Source organism: Bradyrhizobium sp. 187 (assembly GCF_023101005.1).
GTDB lineage: Bacteria > Pseudomonadota > Alphaproteobacteria > Rhizobiales > Xanthobacteraceae > Bradyrhizobium > Bradyrhizobium canariense_D.
Genome location: NZ_CP064693.1, coordinates 2,285,342 through 2,303,351, shown reverse-complemented (window position 1 = coordinate 2,303,351; position 18,010 = coordinate 2,285,342). Strand labels below are relative to the sequence as shown.

The 18,010-nt window shown below is 64.8% G+C and carries 14 protein-coding genes; 2 read left to right on the top strand and 12 right to left on the bottom strand.

All coding sequences use genetic code 11. The features are described from left to right. Positions 1–8 precede the first annotated feature (8 nt). A complete protein-coding gene (locus tag IVB19_RS10905; RefSeq protein WP_247488790.1) occupies positions 9–986 on the top strand; it encodes an SMP-30/gluconolactonase/LRE family protein in 978 nt (325 codons plus the stop codon). A 167-nt stretch (positions 987–1,153) separates the two neighbouring features. Here the strand turns inward: IVB19_RS10905 and IVB19_RS10900 are convergent, their stop codons facing one another. Both IVB19_RS10900 and IVB19_RS10895 read right to left on the bottom strand, forming a co-directional pair. After that, positions 1,154–2,584 (bottom strand): aldehyde dehydrogenase family protein, encoded by a 1,431-nt coding sequence (locus IVB19_RS10900; protein WP_247488791.1) that lies wholly within the window; start codon positions 2,582–2,584, stop codon positions 1,154–1,156. 208 nt (positions 2,585–2,792) lie between these two features. Beyond that, complete coding sequence (locus tag IVB19_RS10895) at positions 2,793–5,156, bottom strand: thiamine pyrophosphate-binding protein (protein ID WP_247821391.1); 2,364 nt, start codon at positions 5,154–5,156, stop codon at positions 2,793–2,795. Between the two features lie 133 nt (positions 5,157–5,289). Between IVB19_RS10895 and IVB19_RS10890 the strand changes: the two genes are divergently transcribed. Next, positions 5,290–5,751, top strand: coding sequence for an Lrp/AsnC family transcriptional regulator (locus IVB19_RS10890; protein WP_014497003.1), 462 nt, complete (start codon positions 5,290–5,292; stop codon positions 5,749–5,751). A 4-nt stretch (positions 5,752–5,755) separates the two neighbouring features. Here IVB19_RS10890 and IVB19_RS10885 read toward each other — a convergent pair whose 3' ends face one another. From IVB19_RS10885 to ntrB, 10 genes are all read right to left on the bottom strand, one after another. Continuing rightward, on the bottom strand, positions 5,756–6,835 hold the full coding sequence (locus IVB19_RS10885; RefSeq protein ID WP_085352129.1) for a zinc-binding dehydrogenase: 1,080 nt from the start codon (positions 6,833–6,835) through the stop codon (positions 5,756–5,758). A 59-nt stretch (positions 6,836–6,894) separates the two neighbouring features. Then, a complete protein-coding gene (locus IVB19_RS10880; protein ID WP_018457082.1) occupies positions 6,895–7,836 on the bottom strand; it encodes a DMT family transporter in 942 nt (313 codons plus the stop codon). A 185-nt stretch (positions 7,837–8,021) separates the two neighbouring features. Beyond that, positions 8,022–8,861: an aldo/keto reductase gene (locus tag IVB19_RS10875; protein ID WP_247488795.1), complete on the bottom strand. Its 840-nt coding sequence runs from the start codon at positions 8,859–8,861 to the stop codon at positions 8,022–8,024. Between the two features lie 45 nt (positions 8,862–8,906). After that, entirely contained in the window at positions 8,907–9,809 is a 903-nt protein-coding gene (locus IVB19_RS10870; RefSeq protein ID WP_247821676.1) for an SMP-30/gluconolactonase/LRE family protein, read from the bottom strand. Between the two features lie 234 nt (positions 9,810–10,043). Beyond that, on the bottom strand, positions 10,044–12,749 hold the full coding sequence (locus IVB19_RS10865) for a nitrate reductase (protein WP_247488796.1): 2,706 nt from the start codon (positions 12,747–12,749) through the stop codon (positions 10,044–10,046). A gap of 15 nt (positions 12,750–12,764) precedes the next feature. Beyond that, positions 12,765–13,982, bottom strand: coding sequence for an NAD(P)/FAD-dependent oxidoreductase (locus tag IVB19_RS10860; protein WP_085385885.1), 1,218 nt, complete (start codon positions 13,980–13,982; stop codon positions 12,765–12,767). A gap of 10 nt (positions 13,983–13,992) precedes the next feature. Then, entirely contained in the window at positions 13,993–14,421 is a 429-nt protein-coding gene (locus IVB19_RS10855) for a globin family protein (protein WP_026233298.1), read from the bottom strand. Positions 14,422–14,540: 119 nt separating this feature from the next. Continuing rightward, on the bottom strand, positions 14,541–15,920 hold the full coding sequence (locus IVB19_RS10850; RefSeq protein ID WP_018457089.1) for an MFS transporter: 1,380 nt from the start codon (positions 15,918–15,920) through the stop codon (positions 14,541–14,543). Between the two features lie 338 nt (positions 15,921–16,258). Further along, positions 16,259–17,053, bottom strand: coding sequence for an ABC transporter ATP-binding protein (locus tag IVB19_RS10845; protein ID WP_085362269.1), 795 nt, complete (start codon positions 17,051–17,053; stop codon positions 16,259–16,261). A 12-nt stretch (positions 17,054–17,065) separates the two neighbouring features. Next, entirely contained in the window at positions 17,066–17,962 is an 897-nt protein-coding gene (gene ntrB / locus IVB19_RS10840; RefSeq protein ID WP_018457091.1) for a nitrate ABC transporter permease, read from the bottom strand. Positions 17,963–18,010: the final 48 nt, after the last annotated feature.

The following is an 18,010-nucleotide window of genomic DNA, read 5'->3' as shown; positions in this document are numbered from 1 at the left end:
GAACCGACATGAATGAGGCATCGTCCCATCCCCAGGAGCGGCCAGACTGGCGGCCGGCGAGCTACTATCCCGATCCGGCGATAAAGGCACTCGATCCCCGCTTCGAAAAATACTGGCTGAAACTCTCGGCGGTGGAGCGGCTGACGACCGGCCTGCGCTGGGCCGAGGGTCCGGTGTGGTTCGGCGACGGGCGCTATCTCCTGTGCAGCGACATTCCGAACCAGCGCATCGTCAAATGGGAAGAGGAGACCGGCGCCGTCAGCGTGTTCCGCAAGCCCTCCAATTTTGCGAACGGCAACACCAGGGATCGCCAGGGCCGGCTCGTCACCTGCGAGCATGGCGGGCGACGCGTCACCCGAACCGAATATGACGGCAGTATCACCGTGCTGATGGACTCGTTCGGCGGCAAGAAGCTCAACTCGCCGAACGACGTCGTGGTGAAGTCCGACGGCGCGGTTTGGTTCACCGATCCCACCTTCGGCCTGCTCGGCAATTACGAGGGCTACAAGGCCGAGCCCGAGATCGAGCCGAACGTCTACAGGTTCGATCCCGCGACCGGCAAGGCGACCATCGTTGCCGAAGGCGTGCTCGGGCCCAACGGCCTGTGCTTCTCGCCGGACGAGAAAATCCTCTACGTCGTGGAATCACGCGGCGTGCCGAACCGCAAGATCCTCGCCTATGACGTCTCGGCGGACGGCACCACGATCTCGAACAAGCGCGTCCACATCGACGCCGGCCCCGGCACGCCGGACGGCATGCGCTGCGACATCGACGGCAATCTCTGGTGCGGCTGGGGCATGGGCGATCCCGAGCTCGACGGCGTGGTGGTGTTCGCGCCCGACGGCGTCATGATCGGCCGCATCGCGCTGCCCGAACGCTGCGCCAATCTCTGCTTTGGCGGCGTCAAGCGCAACCGCCTGTTCATGGCCGCGAGCCAGTCGATCTACGCGTTGTATGTGAACACGCAGGGCGCGGTCGGGGGATAGTCTTCCCAACTCTCTCCTCGTCATTGCGAGGAGCTCTTGCGACGAAGCAATCCAGACTGTCTCCGCAGAAAGATTTCTGGATTGCTTCGCTTCGCTCGCAATGACGAACAAACAAAACGCCGGAGCAGTTGGCCGCTCCGGCGTCATATTCACCCAGGCGCTAACGCTTACGCCGCGTTGAAGCCGGCGACGGCCTTCACTTCGAGGAAGTCCTCGAGGCCGTACTTGCCCCACTCGCGGCCGTTGCCGGACTGCTTGTAGCCGCCGAACGGTGCGGAGCGGTCGTTGGGCACACCCTGCAGGTTGACGTTGCCGGCGCGGATCTGCCGGCCGACGCGCTTGGCGTCCTCGACGGAAGCGCCCGTGACGTAGCCGGCAAGCCCATAGGGCGTGTCGTTGGCGATGTGCACCGCTTCGGCTTCGTCCTTGGCGCCGATGATGGTCAGCACCGGTCCGAATATCTCTTCGCGGGCGATGGTCATGTCGGGCGTGACGTCGGCGAAGATGGTCGGACGGACATAGAAGCCCTTGTTAACGCCTTCGGGCAGGCCCGGACCGCCGGCGACGAGCGTTGCGCCCTCGTCGATGCCCTTCTTGATCAGATCCTGGATCTTGTCCCACTGGCCGCGGTTGACCACGGGACCGATGGTGGTGCCTTCGGCGCGCGGATCGCCTGCCTTGGTCTTGTCGGCGACAGCCTTCGCGATCGCGGCGACTTCCTTCATCTTCGAGGCCGGCACGATCATGCGCGAGGGCGCGTTGCAGGACTGGCCGGAGTTGTTGAACATGTGCATCACGCCGCCCGTCACCGCCTTCGTGAGGTCGGCGCCTTCGAGGATGACGTTCGGTGACTTGCCGCCAAGCTCCTGGCTGACGCGCTTCACGGTCGGTGCCGCACGCTTGGCCACGTCGATGCCGGCGCGGGTTGAGCCGGTGAACGAGATCATGTCGATGTCGGGGTGCTCGCTCATGGCGGCGCCAACCTCGGGGCCGAGACCGTTGACGAGGTTGAACACGCCCTTCGGCACGCCGGCTTCGTGAAGGATTTCCGCGAAGATCAGCGCCGAGGTCGGGGTGAACTCCGACGGCTTCAGGATCATGGTGCAGCCGGCGGCGAGCGCGGGCGCGACCTTGCAGGCGATCTGGTTGAGCGGCCAGTTCCAGGGCGTGATCATGCCGACCACGCCGACCGGCTCGCGCAGCACCATGGCGGTGCCGACCGGTTCCTCGAAATGATAGTTCTTGAGCACGTCGAGCGTGGTCATGAGGTGGCCGAGGCCGGCGCCGGCCTGCAGCTTTTCGGCCATCGGCAGCGGCGCACCCATCTCGTCCGAGACGGCGGCACCGATCTCCTTAAGGCGGCCCTTGTAGATCTCGATGACCTTGGTGAGCAGCGCGACGCGCTCGTCACGGCTGGTCTGAGAGAACGTCACGAACGCGCGCTTGGCTGCGGCAACGGCTTTGTCAACGTCGGCCTTGGAGCCCAGCGCAACCTCGTACATCGCCTCTTCCGTCGCCGGATTGACCACGGCGGTGGACTTCTTGACGGCGGGATCGACCCAGGCGCCGTCGATGTAGAATTGCATGCGATTGACCATAGTGAACCTCTTCTTGGGGGCTTGGAGGGGGCGTTTCGGCAGGCATCCTTGCACGAAAGCGCCGGCAATTGAACCCGCCATGTGCGGGGCCAGCATTGCGGCGGACGGAGGTTATATGAGCCGATGGCGGAGGGGTGGCAAGGTCTCGATTGCCCTCGTCCTGGCCTAGTGCGCAATTGCGCACGGGGGCTAGGACGACGACGGAGAACTACACCGCCATCTTCCGATGCAACACCGGCGCGCCGGTGGTGAGGCTTTCGGCCGCATCGATGATGGCGTTGGCGTCGATGCCGTGGTGGCGGTAGAGGTCGGCGATGGTGCCGGTCTGGCCGAATTGCTCGACGCCGAGCGCCTCGACGCGATGGCCGCGGACGCTGCCGAGCCAGCCGAGCGCCGCCGGATGGCCGTCGATCACGGTCACGATGCCGCAGTCGCGCGGCAGCGGTGCGAGCAGTTTTTCGATGTGGCTGAGATGCTGCACGCCGCGCCGATCACGGCGCAATTTCCGTGCGGCGGTCCATCCCGCATGCAGACGATCTGCGGACGTGATCGCGAGCAGGCCGATGTCGCGCCGGCTCTCGCCGATGAAGCCGGTCGCTTCGATCGCTTCTGGCGCAACGGCGCCGGTATAGGCGATGACGGCTTCGGCATTGGGGCCCGGCTTGCGCAACCAATACGCGCCGTCGGTGATGCCCTGTGCGAGCTCGGGCGTCATGATCCGCTGCGCCTGCTCGATCGAGCGCGTCGAGAGCCGCAGATAGACCGAGCCGCCCTCACCCGGATCGCGCTGCATGTGATTGAAGCCCCACCCCATGATCACGGCGAGCTCGTCGACAAAGGCCGGCTCGAACGAGGCAAGGCCATCCTGCGCCATGCCGATCAAAGGGGTTGCGATCGACTGATGCGCGCCGCCTTCGGGCGCGAGCGTGATACCTGAGGGGGTCGCCGCCACCATGAAGCGCGCATCCTGGTAACAGGCATAGTTCAGCGCATCGAGACCGCGCTCGATGAAGGGATCGTAGAGCGTGCCGACCGGCAGCAGCCGCTCGCCGTTGATCTGGTGCGACAGGCCGAGCGCCGAGAGCATGATGAACAGGTTCATCTCGGCGATGCCGAGTTCGAGATGCTGGCCCTTGGGCGAGAAGTCCCAGTTGAAGGTGGATGGAATTTTCTCGCTGCGGAATAAGTCCGCCTTCTCGCCGAGCGCAAACAGGCCGCGCCGGTTCACCCACGGACCGAGATTGGTCGAGACGGTGACGTCAGGCGATGTCGTCACGATGCGCTTGGCGAGCTCGCTGTCGCCGCGCGCGATCTCGTTCAGCACCAGCCCAAAACCCTGCTGGGTCGACATCTGCGGCGCCGGCTTGAAGGCAAGCTGCGACGGCACCTCGATAACAGGCGCGGTGAGCCGGCGGCCGTCCTGGTTGAACGGCACGCCCGCGAGGAAGGCGTCGAGCTCGGCGGCACTTTGCGCGAGACCCTCGTATCTGTCCCATTCGTGTCCGGGCCGGATGTTCTGGCTGTCGCGATATTTCTCCATCTGCGCGACCGTCATCAGGCCGGCATGATTGTCCTTGTGGCCCTGGAACGGCAGGCCGACGCCCTTGATGGTGTAGGCGATGAAGCAGACCGGGCGATCGTGATCGATGGATTCAAAGGCGTCCAGCATGCTCGCCATGTCATGGCCGCCGAGGTTCGACATCAGCGCCAGTAGCTCGTCGTCGCTGCGCTTGTCGATCAGTTTGGTGATGGGGCCCTGATCGCCGATCTCGTCGTGCAAATGTTTGCGGAACGCCGCGCCGCCCTGAAAACACAGTGCGGCGTAGAGTGCGTTCGGGCAATTGTCGATCCAGCGCTTCAGCGCCTCGCCGCCGGGCTCGGCAAAGGCCTCGCGCATCAGGCGGCCGTATTTCACGATCACCACGTCCCAACCGAAATTGCGGAATACGGTCTCGAACTTTTCCCAGAGACCTTCGCGGACGACGGCATCGAGCGACTGCCTGTTGTAGTCGACCACCCACCAGGTGTTGCGCAGGCCGTGCTTCCAGCCTTCCGCCAGCGCCTCGAAGATGTTGCCCTCGTCCATCTCGGCATCGCCGACCAGCGCAATCATCCGCCCCTCGCGGCGATCCTTCATCCAGCCATGCGCCTTGACGTAGTCCTGCACCAGCGAGGCGAACAGCGTCTGCGCAACGCCGAGGCCGACCGAGCCGGTGGAAAAATCGACGTCGTCGACGTCCTTGGTGCGCGAGGGATAGGACTGCGCGCCCTTGAAGCCGCGAAAGTTCTCCAGCTTCTCGCGGCTCTGCCGGCCGAACAGATACTGGATGGCGTGGAACACCGGGCTCGCATGCGGCTTCACCGCGACGCGATCTTCGGGTTTCAGCACGTGGAAATACAGCGCCGACATGATGGTGGCGAGCGAGGCCGACGAGGCCTGATGTCCCCCGACCTTCAGGCCGTCCGCATTCGGGCGGATGTGGTTGGCGTGATGGATGGTCCATGACGACAGCCACAGCGCCTTGCGAGCCAGCGCGGTCAGTGTGTCGAGGCGGGCGGTATCAACGGGCATGGCAATGCTCCCGGAAAACAGGTGCCCGATGATACCCCTGCAGGAAGCGCCAAACTTCTCAATTTTTCGCGCAATACCAGCCAATATTGGGATAGCTTTCCAATCAGCAGGAAAAAACGACAGGTTCATCCCAATGCCCGACCTCGACGCCATTGACCGAAAAATCCTCGCTCTGCTCCAGAACGACAGCCGACTGACCATGCAGGAACTCGCCGACAAGGTCGGGCTTTCGGTGTCGCCATGCCATCGCCGGGTCAAGCTGCTCGAGGAACGCGGCGTCATCTCGCGCTACATCGCGACCGTGGACCAGAAGGCGCTGGGGCTGCATGTCAGCGTCTTCATCTCGATCAAGCTGGCCCGGCAGAAGGAGGAGGACCTCAACCGCTTCGCGCGCGCGATCTCGAAATGGGACGAGGTGCTGGAATGCTATCTGATGACCGGCAATCGCGACTATCTCTTGCGCGTGGTCGCCGCCGACCTCGCCTCCTACGAGACTTTCCTGAAGACCAAGCTGACCCGGCTCGACGGCATCGCCTCGATCGAGTCCAGCTTTGCGCTCAGCCAGGTGAAATATTCGATCGCGCTGCCGGTGTAAGGCATCACCGCCACGGCTGCACGATGATCTTGGTGTGAGCCTCAGGGTTGGCGAGATCTGCGAAAGCCTTTGCGACACCGTCGATGCCGACTTCCGCCGTCACCATTGCCGCCGCATCCACCTGCCCCTCCGCGATCAGGCGCAGTGACGCCGCGAATTCGTCCGGCGTGTAGCCGAGCACATACTGGACGTTGAGCTCTTTCATGATGCCGAGCATGGGCTCGCTCCTGTCGGTCTCCATGCACACACCGACCACGACGATCCTCGCATCGCGCGGCGCGCCTTCGAACACCTGCTGCAACAGACCGGGCACGCCGACGCATTCGAAGATGATCGCGGGCTTCAGCGCGGGCAGCATCGCCTGGAACGGCGGCCGGGCCGCCTTTTCGGCATCGGACATCTGCGCATGCTCGGCCCAGGTGGCATAGGGCTGCGACACCCGTGGATCCACGACGACATCGGCGCCGAGTTTTGCCGCAAGCGCGCGCCGCGCCGGCGAATAGTCGGCCGCGACGATCGGATGCAGGCCCTTGAGCTTTAGCGCCGCAATCACCGCGAGCCCAACCGGACCGCAGCCGATCACGAGCGGCACTTCGCCGCCTCGGATGTTGGCCTTGGCGACGGCGTGAACGCCGACCGCGAGCGGTTCGGTGAGCGCGGCATGCTCCGGCGCGAGACCGTTGGGCACCTCGAGCAGCAGCGCTTCGCTCAGCAGCATCGCCTCGGCATAGCCGCCAATATTGTCGTTGGAGTAACCGATACCTTCGATGCCCTGCGGCGTTACGAGGGCTGGCAGCGAGCAGACGCGCGTGCCCGACTTGAGCTTGCGCACGGTCCCCGGGCCGAAGTCGACGATCTCGCAGCAGAACTCGTGGCCGAACACGACGTCGCGGGCGAGATCCATCGGCTTGCGGCCGGTCTTTCGCGCCATCTCCACCATGCGGTGGGCGTGCTGGCGCGCGTGCAGATCGGAGCCGCAGATGCCGCAGGCGAGCGTCTTGACCAGCACCTGGCCGGGGCCGGGCTTTGGCTCGGCCATCCGGTCGACGACAATCTCACCGTTCCTGAAAATCGCAGCGCGCATCCGGCTCCTCCCGTCTTGTTGGAGCCGTCGATAGCACGAAGCGGACGCGCGATCTTGCGTCAGGGGTTCGGGGAACGCTCTTCCAGGATCAGGAGCTGGGCGCGGCGGATGCGCTCGCGATGGGCGATGTAGAGGCCGCTGGCGACGATGAAGGCCGCACCGGTGACGGTCCAGACATCAGGCACTTCGCCGAACAGGAAGAAGCCGAGGATGCTCACCCACAGCAACTGCGTGTAGGAGAACGGCGCCAGTACCGAGGCATCGCCGTAGCGATAGGCCAGCACGATGATCCACTGGCCGACGGTGGAGGCGACGCCGATCACGATGCCAAGCCCGATCGCCGTCCAGGTCGGCGTGACCCAGACGAACGGTACCATCAGGGAGAGGATCGCAACGCCCGTCAGCGCCGAATAGGCCATCGTGGTGAGGACGGCTTCACGCCCGCTCATCATGCGCGTCAGGATCAGCGCCGCGGCCCAGCAGAACGCCGAGACGATCGGGAAGAAGGCGGCGGCGTGAAACGCGCTGGAGCCCGGGCGCAGGATGATCAGCACGCCGGTCAGGCCGATCGCGGTCGCGATCCAACGGCGCATGCCGACCTTCTCGCTCAGGAAGACGATCGAGAGCGCGGTGACGAACAGCGGCGAGACGAAGCCGGTCGCGGACGCTTCTGCGATCGGCAGGAAGCTCAGGCCGGTGATGAAGAACAGCGAAGAGCCGAGCAATGCCGCGCCGCGCATCAACTGCAGGCCGAGGCGCTCGGTGCGCATCGCATGGAGCGGCGAGCCCGGCAGCATCACCGGCGTGAACATCAGCGCAAACGTCACGAAGCGGATCCAGGTGATCTCGATCGACGGCAGGCTCGACGACAGATATTTCGCGGTAACATCGGAGCAGCCGAGAAAGATCGTCGACAGCAGCACCAGCGCGATGCCTTTGAACGGGTGATCGACGCGCGCCGGCGCCCGTCGCGCCTGCGGCTTCTTTTCCGGCATGGGCATGGGAATACTGTCGAGCCTTGCGGCTGCGGCGGGCGGCGGGGTCACGGCTGGAACCTAGGAATGCGAATCGGGAATGATCGTAAAAAACGATAATTGCGCCGCTTTCACAACTTCCGAAAACAGGATGCCGATATGCGCTCACGTCCGCGCACGTCAAGACTCCATTAATAACGGGCGTTTGTGCACTACAGCATGGGCAGGCCGCGCGGCTTCGGACCGCGCGGAAACGCCGCATCGAGCGCCGCGATCTCGTCTTTCGTCAGCACCAGATCGCCGGCCGCAGCATTGTCGCCGGCATGTTCCGCGGACGACGCCTTCGGGATCGCGAACACCGTAGTTGCACGGGTGAGGAAGCTCAGTGCGACCTGGCGCGGCGTCGCGCGACGCGCCTCCGCGATGCGCGCCAGCACCGCGCCGCCCTTGCTGTTGCTCGCAGGGAAATCATCGTGGCCGAATGGCGAATAGGCGACGACGGCGACACCATGCCGTTCGCACCACGGGATCACCGCGTGCTCGATCGCGCGTTCCTTCAGATGATAGAGCACCTGATTGCAGGCGATGCGGTGTTCGCCGGCGGCGTCGAGGATCTCGTCTAGATCATCGGCATCGAAATTGGAGACGCCCCAGGATTTGATCTTGCCGGCCTTCACCAGTTCCTCGAATGCGGCGACGGTGTCCTCCAGCGGATACGAGCCGCGCCAATGCAGCAGATAGCAGTCGAGCCGATCGGTTTTCAGCCGCTTCAGCGAGCGCTCACAGGCGGTGATGGTTCCGCGGCGCGAGGCGTTGCTCGGCAGCACCTTTGACACCAAGAAAACCTCGTCGCGTCGGCCCGCGATCGCATCCGCAATGACGAGTTCGGCATCGCCATACATCTCGGCGGTATCGATGTGGGTCATGCCGAGGTCGAGCCCGCGCTGAAGCGCCGCGATCGCGCGCTTGCGATCGCCTTGGTCGAGATACCATGTGCCCTGCCCGATGACGGAGACGCTGGCACCCGTTTTGCCGAAGGGTTTCGTGTTCATATTTGCTCCGATACCACTCGTTCGCTGAGGCAACCGCCGTCGCGCTCAAGAGTTCAATACGCCGATGTCAGCGACCAATACGCTACCGGTTGCGGACTCCGTGATGTAGAGTCGATCCTTCTTCGCGCCACCAATGGCGACATTGGTGCAATTCGGACCTGCACACGACTTGACCCGCGCAATCAATTCGCCGTTGGGCGCGAACACGAAGACATGGCCGAGTGAGGCGTGACCGACGAACAGGCGGCCCTTGGCATCCATTGTCATGCCATCAGGGCCGCTGGTGCCGAACAGCGAGCAGAAGCGGCCAACCTTCGACACGCTGCCGTCCTTCATGAACGGCAGCCGCCACACCGCGTTGTCGCGCGTCATCGCGACGAACAGCACCGTCTCGGTTGGATCGAGCACCAGGCCATTCGGGCTGATACCGGTGTCGATCAGGCAATCCAGTCGGCCGCCCGGCGTCAGGCGATAGACACGGCCGCTGGGGTCATGCAGGCCGGTCTGTCCCTGGTCGGTGAAATAGATGTCGCTGTTGGACGCGAGATGCAGATCGTTGCAGCCCCGGAAAGACTCCGAGTTGCGCGCCGTCAGAACCGGCTTGATGCGGCCTGCCCGGGCGACGAACTCCATGATGCCGTGCCTGTAGTCGGCGACCAGGATGCGGCCGTCGGCTGCGATCTTCAACCCGTTCGGCCAGCCCTCATATTCAATCGCCAGCGACCACTCACCGTCGGGCGCAATGCGGAAGATGCGGCCGAAGGGAATGTCGACGATGTAGAGATTGGCATCCTTGTCGAACGACGGGCCCTCGATGAAGGAGTCCGTCGGCACACCCGGCCGGTTGGCATCGGCCCAATCCGTCCGCTCGCCTTTACGGCGGAATTTGTCGGGCATGGCGGAAAAGAGCCTGGTCTCGATCAGGCGCGGCGGCGTTTCCAGGTACATCATTGTTGTTTTTGTCGTTGTTGATGGGAGAGCGCGGCACCATAGGGCATAATGGGGCGTGCGTCGATTAGGCTGAGGCATAGCGCGCCGCCATCGCTGTCATTCCCCGCGAAAGCGGGGAATCCAGTACGCCGCAGCCTCACCGCTTGATCACAGGCGGCTCGGTGTACTGGATCGCCCGGTCAAGCCCGGCGATGACGGCGGAGCATGCAGCGGCGACCGAGAAAGTCGCGGCTACCCGGCAGCGCCCGCGACCTTCGCCCGCATCGCCGGAGCCACCTCGGTCGTCGCGATCAGGCGCTTCAGCTCGGGGATGCAGGAGCCGCAATTGGTGCCGGCCTTGAGCTTTGCGCCGATCTCGGCGGCTGTGCGCGCGCCTGCGGCGATGGTGTCGCAGATGGTGCCGCGGCCGACGCCGAAGCAGGCACAGACGACAGGACCGGTCGAAGCCGCGCCCTCGCTCGACTTGCCGGACAGCAGCATGCGCCGCTGCTCATCGGTGACGTGGTCGGCCACGAACAGGCTCTTCACCACCTCCCAGTCCCCGGCATCATGCGCGGGGCCGACGAACAGGCAGGTTTCGATGCGGTCGCCGGCAAACGAGGCCGCGCGATAAACGCCGCCGCCGAGGTCGCGATAGTCGGCGACGTCCTCGCCGGCAACGCCACCGAGCCAGGCCGGCCAGCGCGACAGGTCCGCATTGTCGGCGAAGTGGTAGCCGAAGCCGCCGGTAACAGTGACGCGGGTCCACATCAGGTTCGGCGGCAGCTCCAGCTGCTTGCGCGACAACGCAAAGCCGCGGAAGACGTATTCACAAGGCACGATCGCGGCTGGTGTCGCCTTGGACTCCGGCTGCCCCGAGAACGGATCGGTGAACGGTGCGACCAGCGCCCCGACGCGACCGTGCGAGGCGTTCATCGCACTCCAGTGGATCGGCGCGAACAGCGTGCCGCGCTGCTGGCGGTCGCTGACGACGACCTTGAGGGTGCACTGGCCGTAGTCGGTGGTGATGCGGGCATAGCCGTCGTGGACGATGTTGTATCTGCCGGCGTCATCGGGATGAATCTCGACGAACGGCTCGGGCAGATGCGCGCCGAGCCGCGGGCTGAGGCCCGTGCGCGTCATGGTGTGCCACTGGTCGCGGATGCGCCCGGTGTTGAGCCGCAGCGGCCGCGACGGCCCGGTCTCGCCGCGCAGCGCCGGCACCTCCGGCGCGACGAAGCGGCCCTTGCCGTCATTGGTGAAGAACCCGCCGGCCGCGAAGAAGCGCTCGCCGGGCGCCTCGCCTTCGCGCGCGGGCCACTGCACGGGCTTCAACGCGTCGAAGCCCTCGTCGGACAGCGAGGTCAGCGCGCCGATGTCGAAGTCGCGGCTGCCATCGTTCTCGAACGCCGAGAGCGCGGCGTGCTCGCGAAAGATGTCGGCTGCGGATTTGTAATTAAAACTGTCGCCGAAGCCGAGGCGTTTTGCGGTTTCGCTCAGGATCCACCAGTCCGGCCGTGCCTCGCCGGGCGCCGGCAGGAACGAACGCTGGCGCGAGATCCGGCGCTCGGAATTGGTCACGGTGCCCGACTTCTCGCCCCAGGCCAGCGCGGGCAGCAGCACGTGCGGCCCGGCATCGACCGTGTCGTTGGAGAGCACGTTCTCGGAGACCACGAACAGCTCGAGCTTCTTCAGCGCCTCGCGCACGAAGTCCGCGTCGGGCAGCGACACCGCGGGGTTGGTGCCCATCACCCACAGCGCCTTGACCTCGCCGCGGTTGATGGCTTCGAACAGCTGCACCGCCTTCAACCCTTCATGGGTCGCGATACGCGGCGCCTTCCAGAACCGCCGCACGCGATCGATGTCCGGCGCCGTGAAGTTCATGTGTGCGGCGAGCTGGTTGGCGAGGCCGCCGACCTCGCGGCCGCCCATCGCGTTGGGCTGGCCGGTGAGCGAGAACGGCGAGGCACCGGGCTTGCCGATGCGCCCCGTGGCGAGATGGCAGTTCAGGATCGCGTTGACCTTGTCGGTGCCCTGCGCCGACTGATTGACACCCTGCGAGTACAGCGTGACGACGCGGGGCGTGTCACGGAACATCTTGAAGAAGGTGGCAACGTCCTGCTCGGAGAGGCCGGTCGCCAGTGCGGTCGCGGTGATGCTGCCGGCGATGCTGCGTGCGCGCGCCAGCGCGTCGTCAAAGCCCGACGTGTTTTGCCCGATGTAGTCCTGATCCAGGGCACCATTGTCGGCGAGGTGAACGCACAGGCCGGAGAACAACGCCGTGTCGGTGCCGGGCTTGAGGCCGAGGAACAGATCGACGTCGGTCGCGGTGTCGGTGCGGCGCGGATCGATCACGATCATGCGCGCGCCGCGCTCCTGCCGGTTCTTCAGCATGCGCTGGAACAGCACGGGATGGCACCAGGCGGCATTCGAGCCGACGAACACCAGAAGATCGGCCTGGTCGAGATCCTCGTAGCAGCCGGGCACGGTGTCGGCGCCGAAGGCGCGGCGGTGACCGGCGACCGATGACGACATGCAGAGCCGCGAATTGGTGTCGACGTTCGCAGTGCCGACAAAGCCCTTCATCAGCTTGTTGGCGACGTAATAGTCCTCGGTCAGCAGCTGGCCCGAGAGATAGAATGCGACCGCGTCGGCGCCGTCGCGCGCGACGATGTGCTGCATGCGGTGGGCGACGTGATCGAGCGCATCGCTCCAGGCGACGCGTTCGAGCACGCCCTTGCAGCGGATCATCGGATAGAGCAGCCGGCTTTCGAGCCCGACCGTCTCGCCGAGCGCCGAGCCCTTGGAGCACAGCCGGCCGAAATTGGCAGGATGATCGGGATCGCCCGCGATCGCCGCGCCGCCCTTGCCGTCTGGCGTCGCCAGCACGCCGCAGCCGACGCCGCAATACGGACAGGTCGTTTTGGTAGCGCGGAGCGTGGGATCGATCGCCGTCATATCGAGCCGCCTCAATCAAGCCGCTTTGGAGGGACGCGCGAGCGCGCGGCCGAACATCATGTCGGTGCGGATCGCCGCCACCTTGTCACGATTGCGGATCAGCTCGAGATACCAGAGCGCATCGACGGTATCGCCGATCAGCACCGCGCCGGTGAGCCGGCCGTCGGAGATGACGAGCTTCTTGTAGGTGCCGCGCCTGCGGTCTGACAGCACGAGGCTCTCGCTGCCCTCCCCGCCCATGAAGTCGCCCGCGGAGAATACGCTGACGCCCGACACCTTCAGATTGGTCGAGACCACGCTGCCCTGATAGGCCGCGGGACGGCCCGCGAGATGCCGCGCCAGCACGCGCGCCTGCTCGTAGGCAGGCTCGACGAGGCCGTAGCAGGTGCCGCGATGCTCGGCGCATTCGCCAAGCGCGTAGATATCGGGTGACGCCGTCTGCATCTCGTCGTTGACGACGATGCCGCGGTTGACTGCGATGCCGGCGTCCTTTGCGAGCGCAATGTTGGGCCTGATGCCGGCGGCGAAGATCACCGCATCGGCCTCGATGCGGCTGCCGTCGGCAAGCTCGACCGCTTGGACATGACCTTCGCCGTGGATGCGCGCTGTGGATGCATTGAGCAGGATACGAATGCCCTTGCGCTCGACCAGTGTCTTGAGCAGGTCCGCGGCGGAGGCATCGAGCTGGCGCTCCATCAGCCGGTCCATCAGGTGCAGCAGCGTCACCGGCGCTCCGGCCTTGGCGAGGCCGTAGGCCGCTTCGAGTCCGAGCAGACCACCGCCGACCACGACGACGCGCTTCCTGGCGGCCGCGAGCGTCAGCAGCAGGTCGACGTCGCGGGTATCGCGAAAGGTGTGCACGCCGGCGAGATCGGCGCCGGGCACGTTGAGCCGTAGCGGCGTCGAGCCGACGGCGAGCACGAGCTTGGAATATTCCATGCTCTCTTCGCCTTCGATCTTGAGCTCGCGTCGGCCGGTGTCGATCTCGGTGACCCGATAGCCGTAGCGCACCGTGACACCGCGATGGCGCCACCAGTCGGCGGGTCGGAGCTCGATCTCGTGCGAGCCGGTCTCGCCGGCCAGCACGGAGGAGAGCAGAACACGGTTGTAAGCGAGCCGCGGCTCTTCGCCGATGACGGCGACCGCGTAGCGGCCGAGTGCGGTCTTGGCGAGCTCGTCGACCAGACGCGCGGCCGCCATACCGTTTCCGACAATGACCAGCGGTTCACTCACAACGCATCTCCTATTCAGCGGCCTGCGACTGTGCGCCGTAGGCCTCGGACATCATGTAGCCGGACAACACGCCGTAGGCGTCGGTCCAGGCGGTAGCGAGTTCGGGCGTCCAGGCCTCGCCAAGGCCCTTCTCCAGGGTCCACAGCAAGGTCGCGCCGACCACGGGGTAGTGCTCGGCCTTGGCGCCGTAGCCGACGTGACGCTTCGCAAGCGCGGAGGCCGCCGGAAGAATCGAGTCCAGATTCGACAGACCGCCGACGACGGCGGCGAGCATGCCCATCAGCTTCTTGCGCTGCTCGGTCATGTCCTCGGGGAACATCGCGCGCACGGATGGCGCCACCTCGAACAGGCGATCGTAGAACAGCACCGCGGCCTGCGCGGAAATCGGCGCGACCTTGGCAAAGCTCTGCTGCACGAGGGTGATCTGTTCCGGCGTCATGATGTTCTCCTGCCTGTTGGGTTTGCCTTGGTGCGCGCCATTGCGAACCAGGTTCATTGTCAAACTGTCGGGCAATGCTTCTCCCCGCGTATGGGGAGAAGCGAGATTCGTACCAAGTATTAGACACGCGCGCCGGCGAGGCTTGACGCGCCTTCGCCCTGCGGGCTGCGACGCAGATAGAACCACCAGGTCAGCGCGAGGCAGGAGGCGTAGAAGCCGAGATAGATCGCGAGCGCGAGCTGCGGCCCGCCGGTCAGCGCGATCGACTTGCCGAACCCGGTCGGGATCAGATAGCCGCCAACGGCGCCGACCGCGCCGATGAAGCCGACCGCAGCACCGCTCTCGATGCTCGCCGTCTTCAAGGCGACCGCGCGCTCCGCATCGCCCTTGCCGCGCACCCTGAACAAATTCTGCTCGCGGAAGATCGAGGGGATCATGCGGTAGGTCGAGCCGTTGCCGATGCCCGTCGTCACGAACAGGACCAGGAACATCGACAGAAAGCCGATGAAATCCTTGTGCCCGACGAAGTAGAGCACGCCGATCGTCGCGCCTGCCATCACGATGAAATTCCAGAACGTGATCACCGAGCCGCCGATCCTGTCGGCAAGCCAGCCGCCGAGCGGCCGCGACAGCGAGCCGACCAGCGGCCCCAGGAACGCGATCGCAATGGTGACTTGCGGGAACTGGGTCTTGATCAACAGCGGAAATGCAGCCGAGTAGCCGATGAAGGAGCCGAACGTGCCGATATAGAGATACGCCATGATCCAGGTGTGCTTGCGCCTGACCACGGCGAGCTGGTTCTTGATCGACGACTTGGCCGTGGTCAGGTTGTTCATGAAGAACACTGCGCCGAACACCGCGATCGCGATCGGCAGCACCCACATCAGGCCGGCGTTCTGGAGGAAGACGCCGTCGACGGGCGATGCCTGGAACAGGTTGATGACGGCGAGCGTCATCAGGATCGGGGTCAGGAGCTGCACGCTGGAGACGCCGATATTGCCGCCGGCCGCATTCAGTCCGAGCGCCCACCCCTTCATCCGGTCGGGGAAGAAGAACGAGATGTTCGTCATGCTGGAGGCAAAATTGCCGCCGCCGAGACCGGCGGTCGAGGCAATCAGCAGCATCAGCCAGAACGGCGTGTCGGGCTGGCCGACGAAATAAGCCAGCGAAAGCGTCGGAATGAGCAGGATCGCCGCGCTGAAGATGGTCCAGTTGCGCCCGCCGAAGGTCGTCACCGCGAAGGTGTAGGGAAAGCGCATCAACGCGCCGATCAGCCCGGGCACCGCGACGAGCTGGAACAGCTGGTCGGTGGTGTAGTGGAAGCCCGCCTGCGGCAGCTTGGTGGTGACGATGCTCCAGATCAGCCAGACCGAGAAGCCGATATGTTCGGCCACGATCGACCAGATCAGGTTGCGTCGCGCGATAGTCTTGCCAGTCGCATTCCAGAACGCCTCATCTTCGGGGCGCCAGTCTGAAATCCAGGTTGGATTCTTCGTCATTGAGTATCCCTTCTTGCCTCACCGCTGCGTCGTTGCAGGCTCAGCCTCCGGCCACGGAGGCGCGCGCCGAGGCCAAGCCCCGGTGGCGAGTTCACGATGCTGATTGATGATGTTGAGGGACGTCGTCGTTGGCGTCGCGGTCGGTGTTTCAATTTCCGTGCCAACTGCGCGCATTCCGGAAACGCAGGAAATTCAGGAGCTTGTTCGTCGTGCCCCAAATTCTTGCAGCACTATTTCGCACGCAAATTTTGCGATTCGCTCAATCCCTGTGCGCCGCACAAGGATTGAGCTTGATGATTCAAAATTAGGCGTTGCGTGAGCATCTGTTGGTGACGCGCCTACGCGGCTTCGACGAAGCGATGACGCTCATAGAGGAATTCGAGCACGCGCTGCCGGCACTTCAGGTAAGTGACGTTGGTCGCGAGTTCGAGCCGCTTGCGCGGCCGCGCCAGCGGCACCTCCAGCACCTCGCCGATGCGCGCGCTCGGCCCATTCGTCATCATGACGATGCGATCGGACAGCAGCACCGCCTCGTCGACGTCGTGGGTGATCATCAGAATGGTGTTGCCGAGCTTCTGATGCAGCGCCATCACCGAATCCTGCAAATGCGCGCGGGTCAGTGCGTCGAGCGCGCCGAAAGGCTCGTCGAGCAGCAATACTTTCGGCTCCATGGCAAGCGCGCGGGCAATGCCGACGCGTTGCTTCATGCCGCCGGAGATTTCCGAGGGCCGCTTGTCCTTGGCATGGGCCATCTGCACGAGGTTGAGATTGTGCATGACCCAGGCGTCGCGTTCGGCGCGCTTCTTGGTCTTGGCGAAGACCTTGTCGACGCCGAGCCGGACGTTCTCGTACACGGTCAGCCATGGCAACAGGCTGTGGTTCTGGAACACCACCGCGCGATCCGGTCCCGGCGAGTTCACCTCGCGGTTCTCGAGCAGCACGCCGCCCATGGTGGCGTTGGTCAGGCCTGCGATGATGTTGAGCAGGGTCGACTTGCCGCAACCGGAATGGCCGATGATCGAGACGTATTCGCCCTTGTCGATGGTGAGATTGATATCCTTCAGCACCTCCGTGGAGGCTGCGCCGCGGGTGAAAATCTTGTCGATATGGTCGAGCTTCAGATAAGCGGTCATGTGCTTCCCCTTTTAGTTCAGCGCGGTGCCGCGGGTGACGATCTTGCCGGCGCCCGCGATCAGGCGGTCGAGCACGAAGCCGATGATGCCGACATAGAACAGCGCCAGGATGATTTCGCTGATATGCGAGGAGTTCCAGGCGTCCCAGATGAAGAAGCCGATGCCGACGCCGCCGATCAGCATTTCCGCGGCGACGATCGCGAGCCATGACAGGCCGATGCCGATGCGAAGTCCCGTGAAGATGTAGGGCGCGGCGGCAGGGATCATGATCTTGGCAAAGAACTCGAGCGGGTTGAGCTGCACCACTGCGGCGACGTTGCGATAGTCCTGCGGAATGTTGCGGATGCCGACCGCGGTGTTGATGATGATCGGCCAGACCGAGGTAATGAAGATGACGAAGATCGCCGACGGCTGGCCGTCACGGAAGGCCGCGAGCGAAAGCGGCAGCCAGGCCAGCGGTGGGATCGTGCGCAAGACCTGGAACAGCGGATCGAGCCCGCGCATGGCCCAGACCGACTGGCCGACCAGGACGCCGAGCGCGATGCCGGCGATGGCGGAGAGCGAATAGCCGAGCGCGACGCGCTGGAGACTGGCGGAGAGATGCCAGAACAGACCCTTGTCGATGCCGCCATGGTCGAAGAACGGATCGAGGATCAGCTCCTTGGTGTCCTTGAAGACTTTTGACGGCGGCGGCAGCGCCGAGCCGGCGCGACGGCAGACCAGCTCCCATATCAGCATGAGCAACGCGACCACGACGAGCGGCGGGATAACGCGCACGGCGGTCTCCCGCGCCATCCGCGCGTAAGTCTCCGATCGCGGCGGCCGCTTCGGTGTCATCGCGACGACCGGCGCGGCAGCGCTCGCAGGCTTCGCGGTCTCAACCTCGATCTTCGTGGCGGGCATCTTCATCGCAATATCTCTCCGGCTGCAAAAGACGATGCGGCCGCCCGGAGGCGG